Annotated in this window: 17 protein-coding genes and 1 pseudogene; 4 read left to right on the top strand and 14 right to left on the bottom strand. The window is 62.4% G+C overall.

Annotated features, from left to right (window positions below; genetic code table 11):
• Positions 1 to 400: 400 nt before the first annotated feature.
• The 4 genes and pseudogenes from KYK83_RS12945 (at position 401) to KYK83_RS12930 (ending at position 5,598) form a co-directional block, all read left to right on the top strand.
• Positions 401 to 1,018, top strand: a complete 618-nt coding sequence (locus KYK83_RS12945) for an RNA polymerase sigma factor (RefSeq protein WP_192796950.1) — start codon at positions 401 to 403, stop codon at positions 1,016 to 1,018.
• Positions 1,019 to 1,100: 82 nt separating this feature from the next.
• A pseudogene (locus KYK83_RS17460) lies at positions 1,101 to 2,546 on the top strand (TonB-dependent receptor plug domain-containing protein); the annotation flags it as partial.
• A 77-nt stretch (positions 2,547 to 2,623) separates the two neighbouring features.
• Positions 2,624 to 3,454, top strand: coding sequence for a TonB-dependent receptor (locus KYK83_RS17455; RefSeq protein WP_283249954.1), 831 nt, complete (start codon positions 2,624 to 2,626; stop codon positions 3,452 to 3,454).
• Positions 3,455 to 3,543: 89 nt separating this feature from the next.
• Positions 3,544 to 5,598 carry an Atxe2 family lasso peptide isopeptidase gene (locus KYK83_RS12930; protein ID WP_151884821.1) on the top strand — a complete coding sequence of 685 codons (2,055 nt, stop codon included), beginning with the start codon at positions 3,544 to 3,546 and terminating at the stop codon, positions 5,596 to 5,598.
• Here KYK83_RS12930 and KYK83_RS12925 read toward each other — a convergent pair.
• The 14 genes from KYK83_RS12925 to trbB all read right to left on the bottom strand — a co-directional run bounded on the left by KYK83_RS12925 (position 5,563) and on the right by trbB (position 17,961).
• Entirely contained in the window at positions 5,563 to 7,158 is a 1,596-nt protein-coding gene (locus KYK83_RS12925) for an asparagine synthase-related protein (protein WP_222828548.1), read from the bottom strand. The genes KYK83_RS12930 and KYK83_RS12925 overlap by 36 nt on opposite strands.
• Positions 7,159 to 7,286: 128 nt before the next feature.
• Positions 7,287 to 7,904, bottom strand: a complete 618-nt coding sequence (locus tag KYK83_RS12920; RefSeq protein WP_222828547.1) for a lasso peptide biosynthesis B2 protein — start codon at positions 7,902 to 7,904, stop codon at positions 7,287 to 7,289.
• A 55-nt stretch (positions 7,905 to 7,959) separates the two neighbouring features.
• Positions 7,960 to 8,097, bottom strand: a complete 138-nt coding sequence (locus KYK83_RS12915) for a benenodin family lasso peptide (RefSeq protein WP_222828546.1) — start codon at positions 8,095 to 8,097, stop codon at positions 7,960 to 7,962.
• 338 nt (positions 8,098 to 8,435) lie between these two features.
• Complete coding sequence (locus tag KYK83_RS12910) at positions 8,436 to 8,672, bottom strand: DUF2274 domain-containing protein (RefSeq protein ID WP_222828545.1); 237 nt, start codon at positions 8,670 to 8,672, stop codon at positions 8,436 to 8,438.
• Positions 8,669 to 9,847, bottom strand: coding sequence for a TraB/TrbI/VirB10 family type IV secretion system protein (locus KYK83_RS12905; RefSeq protein WP_222828544.1), 1,179 nt, complete (start codon positions 9,845 to 9,847; stop codon positions 8,669 to 8,671). Before KYK83_RS12905 ends, KYK83_RS12910 begins: the two co-directional genes overlap by 4 nt.
• Entirely contained in the window at positions 9,844 to 10,833 is a 990-nt protein-coding gene (gene trbG / locus KYK83_RS12900) for a P-type conjugative transfer protein TrbG (RefSeq protein ID WP_248284456.1), read from the bottom strand. Before trbG ends, KYK83_RS12905 begins: the two co-directional genes overlap by 4 nt.
• Positions 10,833 to 11,513, bottom strand: coding sequence for a conjugal transfer protein TrbF (gene trbF / locus KYK83_RS12895; RefSeq protein WP_222828543.1), 681 nt, complete (start codon positions 11,511 to 11,513; stop codon positions 10,833 to 10,835). The genes trbG and trbF overlap by 1 nt, the downstream gene beginning before the upstream one ends.
• Positions 11,514 to 11,519: 6 nt before the next feature.
• Complete coding sequence (trbL, locus tag KYK83_RS12890) at positions 11,520 to 12,833, bottom strand: P-type conjugative transfer protein TrbL (RefSeq protein WP_222828542.1); 1,314 nt, start codon at positions 12,831 to 12,833, stop codon at positions 11,520 to 11,522.
• A 1-nt stretch (position 12,834) separates the two neighbouring features.
• Positions 12,835 to 13,161: a putative entry exclusion protein TrbK-alt gene (gene trbK-alt / locus KYK83_RS12885; RefSeq protein ID WP_222828541.1), complete on the bottom strand. Its 327-nt coding sequence runs from the start codon at positions 13,159 to 13,161 to the stop codon at positions 12,835 to 12,837.
• A gap of 6 nt (positions 13,162 to 13,167) precedes the next feature.
• Positions 13,168 to 13,914, bottom strand: coding sequence for a P-type conjugative transfer protein TrbJ (gene trbJ / locus KYK83_RS12880; protein WP_222828540.1), 747 nt, complete (start codon positions 13,912 to 13,914; stop codon positions 13,168 to 13,170).
• Positions 13,911 to 16,373: a conjugal transfer protein TrbE gene (gene trbE, locus KYK83_RS12875; protein ID WP_222828539.1), complete on the bottom strand. Its 2,463-nt coding sequence runs from the start codon at positions 16,371 to 16,373 to the stop codon at positions 13,911 to 13,913. The genes trbJ and trbE overlap by 4 nt, the downstream gene beginning before the upstream one ends.
• A gap of 3 nt (positions 16,374 to 16,376) precedes the next feature.
• Positions 16,377 to 16,652 carry a VirB3 family type IV secretion system protein gene (locus tag KYK83_RS12870; protein ID WP_010240658.1) on the bottom strand — a complete coding sequence of 92 codons (276 nt, stop codon included), beginning with the start codon at positions 16,650 to 16,652 and terminating at the stop codon, positions 16,377 to 16,379.
• Positions 16,652 to 16,975 (bottom strand): TrbC/VirB2 family type IV secretion system protein, encoded by a 324-nt coding sequence (locus KYK83_RS12865; RefSeq protein WP_369813978.1) that lies wholly within the window; start codon positions 16,973 to 16,975, stop codon positions 16,652 to 16,654. Before KYK83_RS12865 ends, KYK83_RS12870 begins: the two co-directional genes overlap by 1 nt.
• Before the next feature lie 5 nt (positions 16,976 to 16,980).
• The gene (gene trbB / locus KYK83_RS12860; protein ID WP_222828538.1) at positions 16,981 to 17,961 is read right to left on the bottom strand and encodes a P-type conjugative transfer ATPase TrbB; all 981 of its coding nucleotides are present in this window, start codon (positions 17,959 to 17,961) and stop codon (positions 16,981 to 16,983) included.
• Between the last annotated feature and the right edge of the window lie 212 nt (positions 17,962 to 18,173).

The following is an 18,173-nucleotide window of genomic DNA, read 5'->3' as shown; positions in this document are numbered from 1 at the left end:
CTCCTTTCTCGCCGAATGCGCTAGAGGCGCCAGCACCGCGCCGACACTCCAAGACCAAGGGGGCCGCCTCCCCAATATTGGGCATGTTCGATCCGATGTTCGTCAAACCCTGGCGTTCTTAGCGAAGGCGACGACCGCTGCCACGGGCGGGTCCAAAATGGCTCCAATTGCCTCTTGCAAGCCACTCCTATGTTGGGCAGATTGACGGCGCGTGGATTGATATTCTGGCACCGTCCGCGTGGATATTTCCGCCGGACATCATGCACGCCGGTCCATCGCAGGCCCGGCGGCCGAACCGATCAAGGGGCACAAACCAGGCCCCGGACGGCGGCACAGACCTGGAACCCGCACGCAGTTCGCCACGGCGAACTCAGGTTGCGGCCGCCTCCAAGCTCGAAGCATGACTCAAATTGTCGCCGAAATTCGGCACTACCCCCCCCAGTCCGTGGGCCCCGCATATTGCGCTGCAAAGGTAAGCCGAACGGTCGGCCGCCGCCGCACACTCGATGCCCTCTACCGCGAGGAACGGGCTGGACTGATCGCATATCTTGCGCGCCGCGTGGACTCCGAACGCGCTCGCGACCTGGCACAGGACGTGTTTCTGCGTGCAGCGACCAGCAAGCAGCTAACGAAACTCGTCAATCCGGCAGGCTTTCTGAGGCGGATTGCATTCAACTTGCTCGTGGACGAGGCGCGGCGGCAAAAGTGCCGGGTCAGGACCCAGCCACTTCTGGAGAACTCAGACGCGCCAAGCCGCGCGGCGCAAGAAGATGCTGTGCATGTCCACGAAACCCGGCAAGCGCTGGAAATCGCGCTCGCAGAGCTCCCCGAAAAGTGCGCGCGTATCTTCGCGATGAACCGCTTCGAGAAGAAATCCTACCGAGAGATACATATCGAACTCGGCATCGCACTGCCGACGGTCGACTATTACATGATGAAAGCTCTGGCGCATTTGCGACAGGCGCTCGGCCACAACTGCGAACCTGAGAATCCCAGCAGGATCTCAAGCGGAATTTAATTTCTATTGAAACTAAGGTGTTCGCGAAAGCGAGCGTCATTCCCTGTAGCGGCCCGACCGCGTCAGAACAGGGAGATCCCAAATGTCATTGAGCATTCGCACAATTTCCATCCTGCTCGCCGGGAGCGCGCTTTTTGGCGCAGCTCCACCGCTTTTCGCCCAAGAAGCGCCCGGACAAGAGGACGAGCACGATACCACCGAAGTTGGCACAGATACTTCAGACGAGAATGATGCTGCGATCGTGGTCACTGGAACGCGCATTCGGGGTGCCCGGGTGGTCGGCGAGGTGATCGCACTCGATCGAGAGACAATTGTCGAGGCAGGCCAGGTAGACCTGGGAGAAGCAATTCGCTCGTTGCCTCAAAACTTCGCTGGGGGCCAGAACCCTGGAGTTGGATCCGGAGCCGGCCTCGGGAACGATAATGTGAATTCGGCGTCAAGCCCGGACCTGCGCGGCCTGGGACCCGATGCGACCCTGACGCTCATCAACGGACACCGTGTTCCCTACAATTCGGCGTACCAAGGGGTCGATATCTCTGCCATCCCGCTCGCTGCCGTGGACCGGGTCGAAGTCCTGCCCGATGGTGCGTCGGCCCTGTACGGCTCGGACGCTGTCGGCGGTGTAATCAACGTCGTTCTGCGTCGCGATTTCGAGGGATTGACGACCTCCGGGCAGCTCGGCGCCAGCACTGACGGCGGCTATTTCCGTCAACAATTCGATCTGGTTGGTGGCACGATCTGGGACGGAGGCGGTGTCATGCTCGCCTACGACTTCGCAAACAATTCCGACATCATTGCTGATCAGCGAAGCTACACGCAATCGCTGGATCCCCAGGTAACTCTCTATCCCAAGATGCAGCGTCATGCCGTGACGCTTGCGGCCCATCAGGAGATATCGAACGCTGTCCGCATCGCCGTCGATGGCTTTTACTCAAGGCGGCGCTCGAGTGACACGAACGGGGCACCCGTCTTCCGCATCTCGCGCGATCCTCGCCTTGAGGGCTACGCGATCTCACCGTCCATGGAGATCGATCTGGCGGGGGACTGGCAGGTCAAGATTTCGGGGGTATATGGGCGAGACCAGAGCCGTTTCAGAACGACAATCGTCAGGCAAGGCGCAGAACCGAATCTAGCGCAAGGCCGATACTTCAACGAAATCGCGACTCTGGAGGCGGGGGCCGAAGGTCCGCTGTTCGACCTGCCGGGAGGGGACGCCCGCCTCGCAATTGGAGCCGGCTTCCGAAACAACCGCCTCGACTATGCGCGTAAGGACGCGAATTACGATTCCGCCTTTGACATCACGCGCCGAGCCCGCTTCGGGTATGCGGAACTCTATCTGCCGTTCGTCGCTCGACGAAACGCGCGTCCCGGTCTGGACGAATTCACAATTTCCACAGCGGTAAGATACGAGGATTATCCGGGACTCGACCAACTCGCCACCCCCCGAGTTGGCGTCATCTATTCGCCAGTCGATGGTTTGACACTGAGCGGCAGCTGGTCGCGCTCGTTCAAGGCGCCGACCCTGTATCAGCAGTATATCTTTATGAGACGGTCCTGCTCCCTGCTTCGATCGTCGGGGCGGGCAGCGGAACGGATACGATACTGTTGGTTGCCGGGGGCAATCCCGATGTCGGCCCCGAACGGGCCCGCAGCTGGACGGCGGGTCTCGAGCTGCAGCCCCCTTCACTTCCTGAGCTTACCTTCTCCGCATCCTGGTACGATATCCGGTACACCGATCGCGTGACCGGCCCGATTTCAGGGTCCATTCTGGCCGCATTCGGCGATCCGGGATATGCCAGCCTGATCGACTTTATGCCGGATCCTGCGAGCCTAGCGGCACTTATTGGAAGTGCGCAGTTCGGCCTCGCCAATTTTACCGGCGCGCCCTACGATCCTGCCAGCGTTGTCGCTGTGGCAGACAACCGGAATACCAATGTGGCGGCGTGGGCGCTCAAAGGTATCGATGCTCGGCTAACTTGGGATCAGGCTCTTGGCGAGGGACGGTCGCTCGGTCTCGAGATCGCCGGCAGCTGGATCGACAGTGAACAGCGGATCACAGCGGAGCTTCCGGCAACCCAGCTTGCGGGGACAATCTTCAACCCCGCAAAGCTGCGGGTGCGCAGCACGGCGCGGTTCGTAACAGGCCCACTGACCGCCAACCTTGCTCTCAACTATACCGGGGGGCTCGAAGACCGCCGCTTCGATGAGATCCGCCGACTCGCACCAACTGCAACTGTCGATATCGGCGTATCGTATACCCTCGTTCGAGGAGAAGGCCGGGACCCAGGTCTCGAAATATCGCTGACTGCACAGAATCTTTTCAATGAACAGCCTCGAGAGATCGGTCAGCTCGGACCCTACGATACGCCGTATGATTCAACCAATTATTCGCCGATCGGTCGTTTCATCGCATTCGGCATCCGGAGGCATTGGTGACAGTAGTGCTTGCTCTGGCAGCGGCGGTTCAACCGATTGTACCCTCCCCGATCCTAGAAACAACAGACACGGATCCATGCGCAGACTTTATGGAACTAGGCAGTCTTGATGGGACGGATCGGCGAGTCGGCATCGACGATTTGGCCTCGGTAGCGGACATTGGGCCGGCGATCGCTGAAAACAATGCGCGTTCAGTGGGTATCTCGCCAAGCGGAGATCGAATTGCATTCGTGGTCAAGCGGGCGAATCCGCGAACCAATGCCTATTGTCAGCGGCTGCTCATCGTTTCCGCTTCGGGTTCCGGGGAGGTGCTGGAGGTTGCTCGCGGCGGCGCCTACCTGCACGCGGATTTCGCACTGCGCGATTTTTCGGTCGTGCGCGCAGGGTGGGATGTAGCCAATGCGCCTCGGTGGTCGCCTTCGGGAAATCGCATCGCCTATCTCCGCCGCGAAGGCCCGACAACCCAGGTTTGGATCGTCGATCCTTCTGGCGAAAAACTTCCCACCCAGGTCACGGCAATGGCCGACGACGTCGACGACTTTGCCTGGACCGAGGACGGACGCGGCTTGGTCGTCATCACTCGTCCAGGCTTGCGGGACGCGATGAGCGATATCGGCGAAGAAGGTCTAAGCGGCTATCTCTTCGACGAGCGGTTTTCGCCGCAGTTCGCGGATCATCCGATTGCGTCTGGACCGCTCGCTCGGATCTATACGTTCGTCAACTTGCGCGACGGATCGCGCAGGGCCGCGAGCGAAGCTGAAAGAGCCCTGCTGGCACCCGACCTGCCTCCTCAGGCACCTGCTAATGCACAAGCTTACCGACCGGGGTCCGGAGGCCGCTCGGCGTGGCTCGAATCGGATTTCCCCGACCGCATTGTCAGCCCGACCCACGTGGTGATGGTCGGTCCGGATGGGCAACGCAGGATCTGCGAAAGCGCAGTGTGTAACGGCGTTCAGGATATGTGGTGGTCGAATGAAGGCGGCACTTTGATCCTTCAACAGAGAACCGGGTGGGCGCGCGGCGAAACTGCTTTGCTGCGTTGGGAGGCGGACGACCGCGCTCCCCGCCGCATATTCGGTTTCGAGGGTTTGCTGATTGGCTGCGTGACCCTGAGATATGAACTGGTCTGTGGCCAGGAAGCATCCACTCAACCCCGCCGCCTCGTCGCTATCGACACGCGCAGCGGAACCGAACGGGTGATTTATGATCCCAACGCCAGACTGCGAAACAAGGACTTTGGAGAAGTCCGAAGGTTACGCTTCCGCAATACCTATGGAATCGAGAGCTTTGCCGACCTTGTCCTCCCGCCCGGGCGAGAAGAAGGGCAAAAGCACCCCATGGTTGTGGTGCAATATTCCAGTCATGGTTTCCTTCGGGGAGGTACGGGCGACGAGGTCCCGATATATCCCCTGGCCGCGCACGGCTTCGCAGTACTGAGCTTCCAGCGCCCCGGCCTTCTCCCGGCGGCCTCCGAGGCGCGCAACGAGATCGAGACACGCACACTTCTTGCCGATCCGTGGGAGGATCGACGGCATGTCTTTGCCACCCTCGAAGAGGCGATCGACATGGCAATCGCTACCGGCGCCGTCGATCCCGACCGCCTGGGGATCGACGGTTTCAGCGATGCCGGTGCGACCGTCCAGTTCGCGCTCATCAATTCCGACCTGTTCAAGGTCGCAACGTTCGGAACCTGCTGCCAGGACATGACCGCTCAGCCACTCGCTGCGGGACCGCGTTTCGCGGACTACTTTCGCGCTATGGGCTATCGCTATTTCGAAAGCGACGACGAAGGATTCTGGCAACCAATCTCGCTGCTGGCAAACGCCAGCGCAATAGACACTCCCATACTGATCCAGGCTGCGGACAGCGAATACGAAGGCGGGCTCGATGTCGTTGAAGCCTTCACAAACCGCGACAAGGCGATAGAGCTGAGGGTCTTTCCGGACGAAACGCATTACAAATGGCAGCCTGCGCATCGGCGCGCGATTTACGAACGTAATCTCGAATGGTTCGGATTCTGGCTCAACAACGAGCGGAACTGTACGCCGGGAAAGGATGCTCAGTACGAGCGCTGGCTAGCCATGGAAGGGGCACCGATGCGAAGCGAGCTACGCTGTTCTGATACTCCCGTGCTCGTGCCATAGGCGTGCCCAGTTTTCGGCCTCGAGAAGGTCGAAGACGCGATCTATCAGGAAGTCGTCTTTGGACTCGTCGACCCGCAGGGCGACTTCCAATGCGGGCACGTCGAGAAGATTGTGTGCGGCAAGCAGACCATCGAGCAACCGGCTGCGGATTCGGCTACGGTGAGCTACAAAAGCGCCCCGGATATAGCTGTCAGGACCGGCCTTGGACGTCCGAGCAACGATAGCGGGAGGTAGAGTGTCCGAGTACGCCGCTCTGGCAACTGCGCGATTCCGACCGCCCGTGGCCCAGAGCCAGGTGGGAACAGAGAGACAGAATTCGACAAGCGGCTGGCTGGCGAGTGGGGAGAACCGGCGCAGGTCTCCCGTGACACCGTGCACATGGTTTTGTGCATGCATCAAGAGCCGTAAATGATCGTGGCTCCCCGATCGGCGTCCGGATCCGCAGTGAGGCCAAACCGTCAGGGGCTTTGGGTCAGCAGGGACCAGATCGGGATTGAGAAGGCGGATATCGGGCGGCCAGGGATCGCCGCCCTCGCGATTGCGAAGGCGGCCAACCGTCGCTGCCACCATGGTAGCGATGCTGCAATCGGTGACGCGACACATATCAAGCAATGTTGCAATTGAACCGGCCTTCAAACCTTCAGTGCGCAGATGGTCGGCAACAGGCGCGGCAGAATGGAGGAGACAGAAGAGGTTGTCTCCGAAATTGCCGTCCATCACCACCGCCGCGCGGACTTCCTCTCGCGCGCTTTCGAGCGCTCCATCGAGTGTTTTGAGAAATGCCCGACGAGCTGGCCTGGGGATGTTTCCCGAAGCGGAACCGTCAGGATCAAAGCGAGTGGGATCGAACGTCCGGAAGAGACATTGCACGCCCAGTTTTTCCGCAACTGCTCTGGCGTAGGGCCGTTCATCCCCGCTGCGATCTGCAGTCCCCACGGTGACACAATCGAAGGTCGCATCGGCTTCGGCAAGCGCTGCGCAAATCAGCGAGGAATCGACCCCACCTGACGCTGCCACAACCGTCTGACCGAATACACCGGACCAGCTTTTCAGGACACTTCGAGATACTTCGCGCAGTACCGCAGTCGCGTCTTCGAAGTGCGGGACCGAAACTGGGAAGTGGTCGGCAGCCTTCCAAAGCTGGAGCGGCGCAGACCGCATTGGTCGCAACGGACTTATCGAACCCGGGGGAATTTCGTCCACATCGATAAGGCATGTACTCGCTTGGCGAAGTTCGGGACGCAGTAAATGAACACCAATGTCCGTGTAGGAAGGGCGCAGCGAAAACAATGCTGGATCGGTCGTGAGAATGATATGGTCACGACCCTCGTAACGATAGACCGGTAAGAACCCCGACGGATCGACAAGGATTGCCGCAGGTCCGTCACCTGGGTCATGGAGGATCGCCACATAAGCCCCCCAATATTGCTTGATCAGGAACTCCGCGACATCCTGTGCACTGGATTGCTGCGGCACGTGCAGCCCGGGTTCGAGGCTTGTGGATCCGGTTGATTTGTCGAACAGCACGCCGAGCACGCGGCCATGGTTAGCCAGCGTCACTGTGGGCGTGCACTCGTCTATCCATAGTGTTGGGCGATTTGTCAGGATCGCCTCTGGAGACGCCGCATCCGCAAACACTCTTACAGTGCTTTGGGTTCGAGGCAGCGCGAGGGCGAAACGCACGCGCATTATATGACGAGGATCGGCGTGTAGCGCAGGACCTCCTCGTGCGTGTCGTTGAGTACGACATCGCCTTTCTGGGCCCAGCAATGCGCACTGAACGGCAAAGATGTTACGCCGAGAACGACCTGGCATTGATCGCCCGTTGCCGCGAGACAACCTGCGAGGGCGATCGAACGGGCAAGGCATCGATCCGCCGCGGTGCGCAGGAGCTTTGAATACTCGAAGGCCCTGATGGTATCGTTGGCCACGTCGCTCAACTCTTCGATGTCGGTTTCAATGCGAATTTGCGCGCGTCGGACATCATTCAGAACGGAGAGGAAAGGGGTGTGGGAAAGCCGACGCTCGACGCGCTTCTGCACCCATATCGCCTTGGCAACTTTCGACAGTCGGAACTCGCCTGTGTGTCGCGCCGGAGATGATAATTTGGGAAAGCGCCAATTATTCGGGCGGGGGAAATCTGGCGGCTGATGCCAGTCGAGTGCTCCGCTCGCGGTCCGTTCCTGCTGCCAAGCTTTTTCGGCCTCGGGAGAAAGACGAAAATATCGGTCTCGCTGCAGATCGAGAAAGACGAAATTGTCGCCAGTGTTACACCAGGCGGTTGTCGCATTGTCGGGGTCGATCATCGGGCGCAGCCGAGAGTATCGGGGCGCGGGTCACCGACGCGCGCCCCAATCCAGGTCAGTCTTCGAGAGTTCCGGCCACCGCATTACGCTGACCGCCGCTATCGTCTGCGAAGACGATGCCCGCTCCCTTTGTTTCGACCGACGCCTTTCCGAGATCGATCATCTCGCCTTCACGTGTTTCGAGATCCTTCATTGGTCACTCCTCTGGTTCGACTGCGACTCCAAATGTCGCAACATCGAATTTGAAGTAAGCCAACAGATCAGGCCAACTTATAATGGTATTATAAACACATAGAGCTGGGGATCGCGAAGTACGACCGGGCGATGGAAGCACCCGTTGGCAAGTGCAGCGACGCCTTTAGCTGGAACGCCTGGACATGCGCATCGCAACCCGGTCGCGAGGAACCTGAGTTCCCTTCTTCACGATAAAGCCAATCATGCCTGCTGAGACAGCGCAATTCTACCTATTGGCGCAATTTGTATTAAATTATGGCTTGGAAGAACCAGAAAAAGTTCCGATATTGAAGGTGCTTATTGTTTGGATAGTGCGCGCGATCCTCTGCGTGCCTTGGCAAAATCCCGGTCGCCTGCGACGAAGCGCTCGATCATCGGCGGAATAAGCAGCTCAGGCACAGGCGCACCCTCTGATACCCCGCCATTGAGGACAACCCCATATTCGACGAGCCGGCGATGGAGCCGCGCAGGGACCTCGATCGTCAGCTTGACGGGCTTGCCATCGGCGATGTCGGAGAGCTTGAGCCGGGTCATGCCCCACCCTCCAGCACAATATCGCGCGTCACCAGAACGCGTACGGGAAAGCCGGGCCGAATGGTCAGCGTCGGGCGGATATTAAGCTCGCGTGCAACGACCTGCTCGCCCGCCCGATTAATGCTGTCCTGGCTGCCGCGGCGAACAGCGCGGATCAGATCATCATCTCCGCCTGCGCCGAGTTCGCCGCCAATCCCGAGCAAAGTGGAAACGAGCGCAGCCTTGACGACACCGCCCCAATGGTAATCGACGCCGTCCTCCAGTCCGGCATAGCCCGACGGATCGGCGACTGGCTGACGATCCAGCACAATCGAGCGACCATCGGGCAGGACGAGCCTGTTCCAGGCCAGCAGCACCCGGCGTTGCCCGAACCCAACATCGGATTCGTACTCACCGATCAGGCGCGCACCCTGCGGGATCAGAAGGTGCCGCCCGGTCAGGCTGTCATAGACATTCTCGGTAACCTGCGCGGTCACGAGGCCGGGCTGGTCTGAGCGGATGCCGGTGATCAGCGCTGCCGGAATGATCGACCCGGCCTGAAGCAGCGCGCCAGATGGCACCGCCTCAAGCCGCTGCACGGACGCTGTCCGCGTCTCGGCAGGCTGTTGGAGAAAACTTGCCCGCGCGGTCGAGACGGAGGGCTGAAATGGTACTGCCGGTTGTGGCCCAGTCCCCGAAGCTGCCGGACCGGAACTGGCAGCTTGTGTCCCGCCGCCGAAAAACAGGCGGCTGCCGCGCGCCGCCTCGCGTTCCTGTTCCAGGCGTTCGCCCTCTATTTCTTCAGGGCTCGGCGCCGCCCGCTGGGGCGGGACCGGAGGCGACGCGCCGACAGGGGGCAGCGCGGCAATAGCACCGCGATCCTGCGCCTCGAGGATCGGTTGACCGAGATCGCCCGGCAGCGGTGGCCCTAACCTCGGAACCTGGGAATAGTCCGCCGGGGCTGCGGCAAGCCCGTCTGCCACAGCGATCCCGTCGGTGTTCACCAGCTCTTCGCCGCTGTCCTGTGAGGGCGGCTGCAGGCCGTAGAGCAATATACCGCCAAGGACGGTCAGACCCGCGGCGCTGGCAATGCCGATAGCCTTGCGCGACAGCCTGACCACGCGCAGCCCTTCCCCGCGCAATTGAACGATACTTTCGGCATCGGGTGGCGGCTCGGTCTTGCTTTCCTCGTTCACGACCGGCCCCGCTTGCGGTTTTCAATCTTCACGCGGACCTGTCTGCGACCGGCACCGAGGCGCAGTTCGGCCTTGTGGAAGAGACGGTCGATGATGAGATAGCGCCCGGAGACCCGGTAATTGACCAGCTCGGCTGCGCCATCGGCGCCCACCACGAAGAATGGGGGCATTTCGCCCCGGGCGATGTCGGGTGGAAACTCGACCAGGGTCCGTCGTCCGTCGTCGAAGACGCGAATGGGCCGCCAGCCGGGCTCATCTCCCGAGATGCGGTAATCGAAATTGAGCGCCTCCAGAGTGAACCCCTCGGTGACCGGTGCGGCTCGTACCGCTCGCTCTTCTTCGCGGCGCAGCGCGATCAGTTCGTCTGCCGGATAGGACCAGCTGACCGAGGCCATATAGATGTTCGGGTTGGCGCGCAGTTCGATGTGGTAGGTGCGGCGGTCGGTATTGATGACCAGATTGGTGGCGATATCGGGCCGCGTCGGTTTGATGAGGATATGAACCCGCTGCGTTGCTCCCGAGCCGCTCAGCGTGTCGCCGATCATCCAGCGTACGGTATCACCCGCAGCGACCGGTCCGGGGCCAACCAGCGTTTCGCCTTCCTGCAAGGCGATGTCGGTTACTTGCCCGGGCTTTGCGTAGACCTGGAACAATGCACCTTCGCGATAGGCATAGCGCTGGATGGCATTGTCGAATCCTGCATTGTCCGGTTCGATCCTGGCGGCCTCATTCGCCGCTCCCACATGCCCCTCGGGGTCAGAGGCAGGGGAGCGGCGCGCGGCGGTGGGGGAGGCCTGCCGCGAGGGAGTGGTGGCATATGCAAGGGCCTGAACAAGGCGGGATGCATCGGAGATGCCGATGGCCGCGATCGCGCGCGATGCGGCCTGTGCCTGCGGAGCAGGCGTCGCGACTGCCGGCGACCCGGCAAAGAGCAGAAGGCCGGCTGCGAGCAGCGCCGGACGGAAGAATGCAAGTAGGTGGGTCATCAGCCAAGCTCCTTTGACCAGTTGATCGATGTGACGAAGATTCCGAGCGGATTGCTGGTGAGCGCGTCGGGTGTTCGGGGAGGCTGGACGGCAACGCCGAGAATGGCGGTCCAGCGAGTGGTTTCAGCGAGCGCGCCGTCGCGGTAGCGCCGCTCGACCCAGGCCACGCGGAAGCTGCGCGGCGAGGCGCGGATCACGCTGGTGACATCGACCGCCACCTGTTCGCGGCCAATGTTCGCGAACGGGTCGTTGGCCCGCGCATAATCGTTGAGCGCCAAGGCACCCTTGTCGCTGGCGAACTGGTAGGCTCTGAGCCAGTTCTCGCGCACCACAATAGGATCGTCGGGGATGGCGCGGACATGCTCAATAAAGCGGGCAAGGTGGAAGGCGATTTGCGGATCGGTCGGCTCGAAATCCGCGGCAGCGGGAGCAACGGTGCGGGCCTCGCCCAGCCTGTCGACCTCGACCACCCATGGAACGATGGTGCCGCGTGCATTCTGCCACAGGAGACCGCCGGTCAGCACGGCGGACAGGCCGAGCGCGCCGAAAAAGGCATAACGCCAGCTCTTTGCCTGGACGCGGGCCGAGCCGATGCGCTCGTCCCAGACCTGCGCCGCGCGCTGGTAGGGCGTCTCTGCTTGAGGCGTCTTTGCGTACCGGATCGAAGGCCGTTTGAACATTGGAAGCTAATCCTTCTCTTTGGTGTCGATGGAAGCGCCTGCGCCGGAGCCGTCGCCGGCACGCACGGTGTGCGCGGCAAGCGAGGCCGAATGGCCAAGGCTCTGCCTGTGCTTCATGGACCGCGCCCAGGCTGGCGGGCCGTTTGTCTGTTCCGGATCTGGTGACGATGCACCGGAAGCGGGCAAGATGCGCCCACCCATATTCCCGACCGATGCACGCGCGCCCTCGCGGAAATTGCTCCTGGCGCTGTCTGCCGCCTTGCGCAGCGGAGACATTGCCGCTCCCCCTGCTGCGCGGCCAACACCCGCCATTCCGCCCGCAACTGCGGCGCCGCCGCTCTTGCCCGCCGAACCGGTCGCATAGGCCATGGTCGCACCTCCGGCGGCGCGTGAGGTGCCTTGCGCGACGGAAGAGGCTGCACTGGCGACCGCGCCGCCAGCGAGCTTGGCACCGGCCACGCCGCCGACCGCAGCGCCGCTTGCCAGAAGCGCGGTGCCTGCGGCAGCGCCTGCGCCGAGCTGCGGACCGCCCGCAACTATGCCATTGGCAATGCCTGGCCCAAAAATACCGAGACCGAGTAGGGTGAGGCTGGCGAGCACGATGGCAAGCGCATCCTCGATGGTCGGCTCGCCGGGGATGGCGCCGGTGAATTCGGCGAAGAGCGTCGAACCGATGCCGATGATGACGGCAAGAACGAGCACCTTGATCCCCGACGAGACCACATTGCCGAGCACGCGTTCGGCGAGGAAAGCGGTCTTGCCGAACAGGCCAAAGGGAATGAGCACGAAACCCGCCAAGGTCGTCAGCTTGAACTCGATCAGGGTGACGAACAGCTGGATGGAGAGAATGAAGAAGGCGATGATAACAATCGCCCAGGCGACAAGCAGGATGATGATCTGCAGAAAATTCTCGAAGAAGCCGACATAGCCCATCAAATCGGCAATCGATTCGAGGAGCGGCCAGGCGGCATCGATGCCGACCTGCGCCACCCTTCCCGGCTGCAACAGATCGCCCGCGCCGAGCCCCGAGCCGCTCGCCTTCAGGCCTAGCCCGGCAAAGCTGTTGAACACGATGTTGGCGAGCGCGCTCCAGTTGCCGATGATGTAGGCAAAGATCCCGACAAAGAGCGTCTTCTTGACGAGCCGGGCGATGATGTCGTCGTTCGCGCCCCAGCTCCAGAACAGGGCCGCCAACGTGACATCGATCACGATCAGCGTGGTCGCGATGAACGCCACTTCGCCCGAAAGCAGCCCGAAGCCGCTGTCGATATATTGCGAGAAGATCGCCAGAAAGCGATCGACGACGCCCGTGCCGCCCATGTCAGTCCTCCCCTCGCGCTTCGCCGGAAGAGGACCCAGGCAACGCCCGATCGCCGATCCCGGAATAAGCCTCGGGGTGATCGACGCCGAAGAAGCGGCGGCGCTTCTCGGCCCAGGCGGCGCGGCAATCGGGCGAGGACAGCGCCAGTTCGCCCATTTGAGCGCAAACCCTCAGCTGTGCCGGCAGCGGATCGCCGTCGGGCACCCATATGCGCCGGTCGGCTTGCCGCACCGGCGCGGGCTCCTCGCGCAGCTGTACGATCGTCATCGCGATGGCGAGACCGACGAACACAGCGGCACCGGTGCGCGCGAGGAGCTTGGTGTCCATCGCGGATCAGTCCGATCCGCCGGGCAGATAGCGCGGACGAATAGCGAGAAACCGCCTCAGCTGTTCGCGCGCCTGCGCCTTGGCCGCCGCGCGCTCGGCCGCATCGAGCGCCTGCGCCCTGCCAGTAGCGGCGAGCGTGGCGGTCAGGTCGGCCAGCTGGCGGGCCTGCAATGCCAGCAGCTGGTTGCCAGCCTGTGCTGCCTGCAAGGCACCCGTGGCGGACTGGCTCGCCGAAACGAGGCTGCCGAGCGCTTCGCGCGAACCGTCGATATTGGCAACTGTGCCCGCCTGGACCTTGAGGGCATCTTCGAAGGCCGCCACGCTGTTTTGCCAGCGCGCCTCGGCGCCGTCGACCATCGCCCGCTGCGAGGCACCGAGCGGAACGTTCTTGTAGTGGAGGTCGAAAGCGCCCTCGATGGTGCGGACATCGTAGGCGATGCGCTGGGCTTCGTTCAGCAGTCGCTGGGTCTGCTGGATCTGGTCCTGCAAGGGCTGCACGAGCGTGAGCGGCAGGCTTTCGAGATTTCTCGCTTCGTTGATGAGCGAGTCCGCCTGGTTCTGGAGCATGCGTATCTGGTTGTTGATCTGCTCGAGCGTGCGCGCAGCGGTCAGGACGTTCTGCGCGTAATTGGACGGATCGTAGACGATTCCGCCGAACTGGGCGTGTGCGGGCGATGATACCAAGGCGCTCGTACTCGCCATGGCGAGCGCGGTGCCCATGGCGATGCTGCGGACAATTCTTAGACGGGTCATTTCAGGTCTCCTTCTGGGGGGCTTGGGGGGTCGGAAGAGTGCGCATTGTTGCCGAGCAATTCGGCGGCCCAGTCGAGGCCGCGATGCCGCAGCCAGTGCGCGGCAAAGCCGCTCCGGCCTTGCTCTTCGACGATGCGGGAAATGGTGAGCTGGTCGCTCTTGGAAGATGCGGCGGTAAAGGCGAGCGCCACTTCGCCAAGGCCCAGTTCGAACAGGCGATTGCCGCGAGAGGACTGACAGTAATAATCGCGCTTGGCCGTTGCCCGGCTGAGGATTTCAATCTGGCGGTCGTTCAGTCCGAAGCGGCGATAGATACCCAAAATCTGGGGTTCGACTGCCCGGTCATTGGGCAGGAAGATGCGCGTCGGGCAGCTTTCGATAATCGCGGGCGCGATTGCCGAGGTCTCGATATCGGCAAGGCTTTGGGTGGCGAAAACGACGCTCGCATTCTTCTTGCGCAGGGTCTTGAGCCATTCGCGCAATTGCGCGGCAAAAGCTGGACTGTCGAGCACCAGCCAGCCTTCGTCGATGATGATGAGCGTCGGCGAGCCATCAAGGCGTCCTTCGATCCTGTGAAACAGATAGGACAGCACGGCAGGCGCAGCCGCCGATCCGGTCAGCCCTTCGGTCTCGAACGCCTGGAAACTCGCTTCGCCCAGCCGTTCGCACTCGGCATCGAGCAGCCGTCCGAACGGCCCACCGACGCAGTAGGGGGCAAGCGCCTGCTTCAATGCCTGTGATTGCAAAAGAACAGCGAGCCCGGTGAGCGTGCGTTCGGCGACCGGCGCGCTCGCCAGCGAGCTCAGCGCCGACCACAGACGGTCCTTGGTCTCCGGATCGACTGTGACGCCCTCCGCAGCGAGGATCGCCTGGAGCCATTCTGAGGCCCAGTTCCGCTCCGCCGGCTCATCGATCCGCGCCAGCGGTTGCAGCAGGACCGCCTCATCGCTGTCCTCGGAAAGACTCGATCCCAGATCCTGCCAGTCGCCGCCGCAGGCGAGCGCCGCCGCACGGATCGAGCCGCCGAAATCGAAAGCGAAAATCTGCGACCCGGCATATCGGCGAAACTGCATCGCCATCATCGCCAGCAACACCGACTTGCCCGCCCCGGTCGGACCGACGACGAGGCTGTGTCCGACATCGCCGACATGAAGCGCAAAGCGAAATGGGGTCGAGCCTTCGGTCTTTGCGTAAAACAGCGGCGGCGCGTCAAAATGCGCATCGCGTTCGGGTCCGGCCCACACCGCCGAAAGCGGCATCATATGCGCGAGGTTCAGGGTAGAGACCGGAGGCTGGCGAACATTGGCATAGACATGGCCGGGCAGCGATCCGAGCCAGGCCTCGATCGCATTCATGCCTTCGGTCACGCAGGTAAAATCGCGGCCCTGGATGACCTTTTCGACCAGCCGCAGCTTCTCGGCGGCAAGCGCCGGTTCCTCGTCCCACACCGTAACGGTCGCGGTGACCAGCGCGAGCCCGACATGGTCGGCGCCCAGCTCCTGCAGCGCGGCATCGGCATCCTCGGCCTTGTTGGCGGCATCGCTGTCGACCAGCACCGAAGCCTCGTTGGTCATCACTTCCTTGAGGATCGCGGCGACCGATTTGCGCTTGGCGAACCACTGGCGGCGAATTTTCGAAAGCAGCTTCGTCGCATCGGATTTGTCGAGCATGATTGCCCGCGTCGACCAGCGATAGGCAAAGCCTAGCGCATTGAGTTCATCGAGCAGGCCGGGGAATGTCGCGCTCGGAAAGCCGATCACGGTCAGTGTCCGCAGATGGGCCGCACCCAGGCGCGGTTCGAGACCGCCGGTCAGCGGCTCGTCGGCAAGCAGCGCATCGAGATGCATCGGGGTTTCGGGAACGCGTACATCGTGCAGTCGCGTCGAGATGCAGCTGTGAAGATAGCTCAGGGTCTCGCCATCATCGAGCCATTGGACCTCAGGAAAGAACCCTTCGAACAGGCGCAGCAGCCGGTCGGTCCGATCGGCGAAGCCCTCGAGAAGCTCGCGCGGATCCACGCCTTTCTCGGCCTTTCCTTCGTAGAGCCAGCTTTCAGCCCGCGCGGCATCCTCGGCAGGCGGCATCCATAGGAAGGTCAGAAAATAGCGGCTCTCGAAATGCGCGCCCTCCTCTGCGAACTGCGCGGCGCGCTCTCGTTCGACCAGTGCCGAGGCCGGATCGGGAAATGCGCAGACGGGATAATCCAGTGCCGGACGGCGCACGGCCTCGACGAAGATCGACCAGCCCGAACCGAGCCGGCGCAGCGCACTGTTCAGGCGCGCCGTCGTTGCAACCAGTTCGGCAGGGGTCGCGCTGTCGAGATCCGGCCCGCGAAAGCGAGACGTGCGCTGGAAGCTGCCGTCCTTGTTGAGCACGACGCCGGGGGCGACGAGCGCCGCCCATGGCAGGAAGTCCGCAAGCCGGTCGGCCTTGTTCCGATATTCGCGCAAGCTCAGCATGGCTCAGACCTGCAGATGCGCGGGGAACCGCAGATGCCGCCGCGCGACATCGACGAATTGAGGATCGTGCCGGGCGGCCCAGACCGCGACCATGTGGCCGAGCGCGAAAAACGCGGCGCCTGCGATCCACAGCTGCAGACCCAGTCCGATTGCGCCCGCCAACGTCGCATTGGCGATAGCGAGCCCGCGCGGCGCACCGCCGAGCAGGATATGCTCGGTCAGCGCCCGGTGAACTGGAACAGCAAAGCCGTTCGGCAGAGGAGATTGACCGCTGTCCATCAGACCAGCGCTCCGCCGCCGAAGGAGAAGAACGAAAGGAAGAAGGAGGACGCGGCAAAGGCGATCGAAAGCCCGAAGACGATCTGGATCAGGCGCCTGAAGCCTCCCGATGTATCCCCGAAAGCGAGCGCCAGCCCGGTGGCGATGATGATGATCACCGCGACAATCTTGGCGACCGGGCCCTGGATTGATTCGAGGATCGCCTGGAGCGGCGCTTCCCACGGCATCGACGAGCCGGCGGCCTGGGCGGGCGCCGCAAATGCCAGCGCAATGACGCTCCCAACGATCAAAGCGGACAGGCGCGGTCGCGCCCGCGAAAAGATATGGGTCACGAATGGTCTCCTGTTGTGGATGGAAGGGGTGCGAGGACGTATTCGCCCGCGGCATCGAGTCCGCGCACCTCGGCGAGTTCGGCAAGGCGCCGCCCGGTGCCGTCGCGCACAAGCACGGCGATAATATCGATGGTCTCGGCGATCAGCGCGCGCGGCACGGTGACCACGCTTTCCTGGATAAGCTGTTCGAGCCGCCGCAGTGTGCCAAGCGCCGAGCCGGCGTGAAGCGTGCCGACCCCGCCTGGATGACCGGTGCCCCAGGCTTTCAGCAGATCGAGCGCCTCGGCACCGCGCACCTCTCCGATGGGAATGCGATCGGGCCGCAGGCGCAGCGCCGACCGGACAAGATCGGACAAAGTCGCAACGCCGTCCTTGGTTCGCAGCGATACCAGATTGGGCGCTGCACATTGCAGCTCCAGCGTATCCTCGATGAGGACGACACGGTCGGACGTGGCTGCGACCTCGGCGAGCAACGCATTGGTGAGCGTCGTCTTGCCGGTCGAGGTGCCGCCGACGACCAGAATGTTCTTTCTCGCAGCGACCGCACCGGCAAGCGCTTCGGCCTGCCATTTGCTCATGATCCCGGTCGTCACGTAATCGGCCAGCGAGAACACCGCGATGGCTGGTTTGCGGATGGCGAAGCTCGGGGCGGCAACCACCGGTGGCAGCAGACCTTCGAAGCGCTCGCCGCCTTCCGGCAGTTCGGCGGACACACGCGGTACGCTTGCATGCACCTCGGCGCCGACATGATGGGCGACCAGCCGGATGATCCGCTCGCCATCGGCTGCGCTCATCAGACATTCGCTCGCCGCGAGACCCTCGCCCAACCGGTCCACCCAGAGACGCCCGTCGGGGTTGAGCATGACTTCGATGACATCGGGCTCGTCGAGCCAGCGGGCGATGTCGCCGCCAAGCGCAGTGCGCAGCATGCGCGCGCCGCGCGATGAGACTTCGGATCGAAGGGGGATGACCCTCATGGACTGCCTCGGATGCGGCAACCGACCATCGGCTGCATTCGCGAGGCAGATCAAAAAGACATTACTTTGCCCTCAGGCAATAGCGATCTGCGATGAGGGTAGAAGAGCGAAGAATAAGAAAGAAAGGAAAAGGCCAAATCGGAAGGTCGCCGCCGTCCAAGCTCCAACGCCGCGCGATCATGGTTGCTTTGCATGGCCAGGTTTGGTCTTAT

It is taken from the genome of Qipengyuania pacifica (assembly GCF_019857205.1).
Classification (GTDB): domain Bacteria; phylum Pseudomonadota; class Alphaproteobacteria; order Sphingomonadales; family Sphingomonadaceae; genus Qipengyuania; species Qipengyuania pacifica.
The sequence above is the reverse complement of the archived record's forward strand: the minus strand, read 5'-3'. Positions and strand labels throughout refer to the sequence as shown.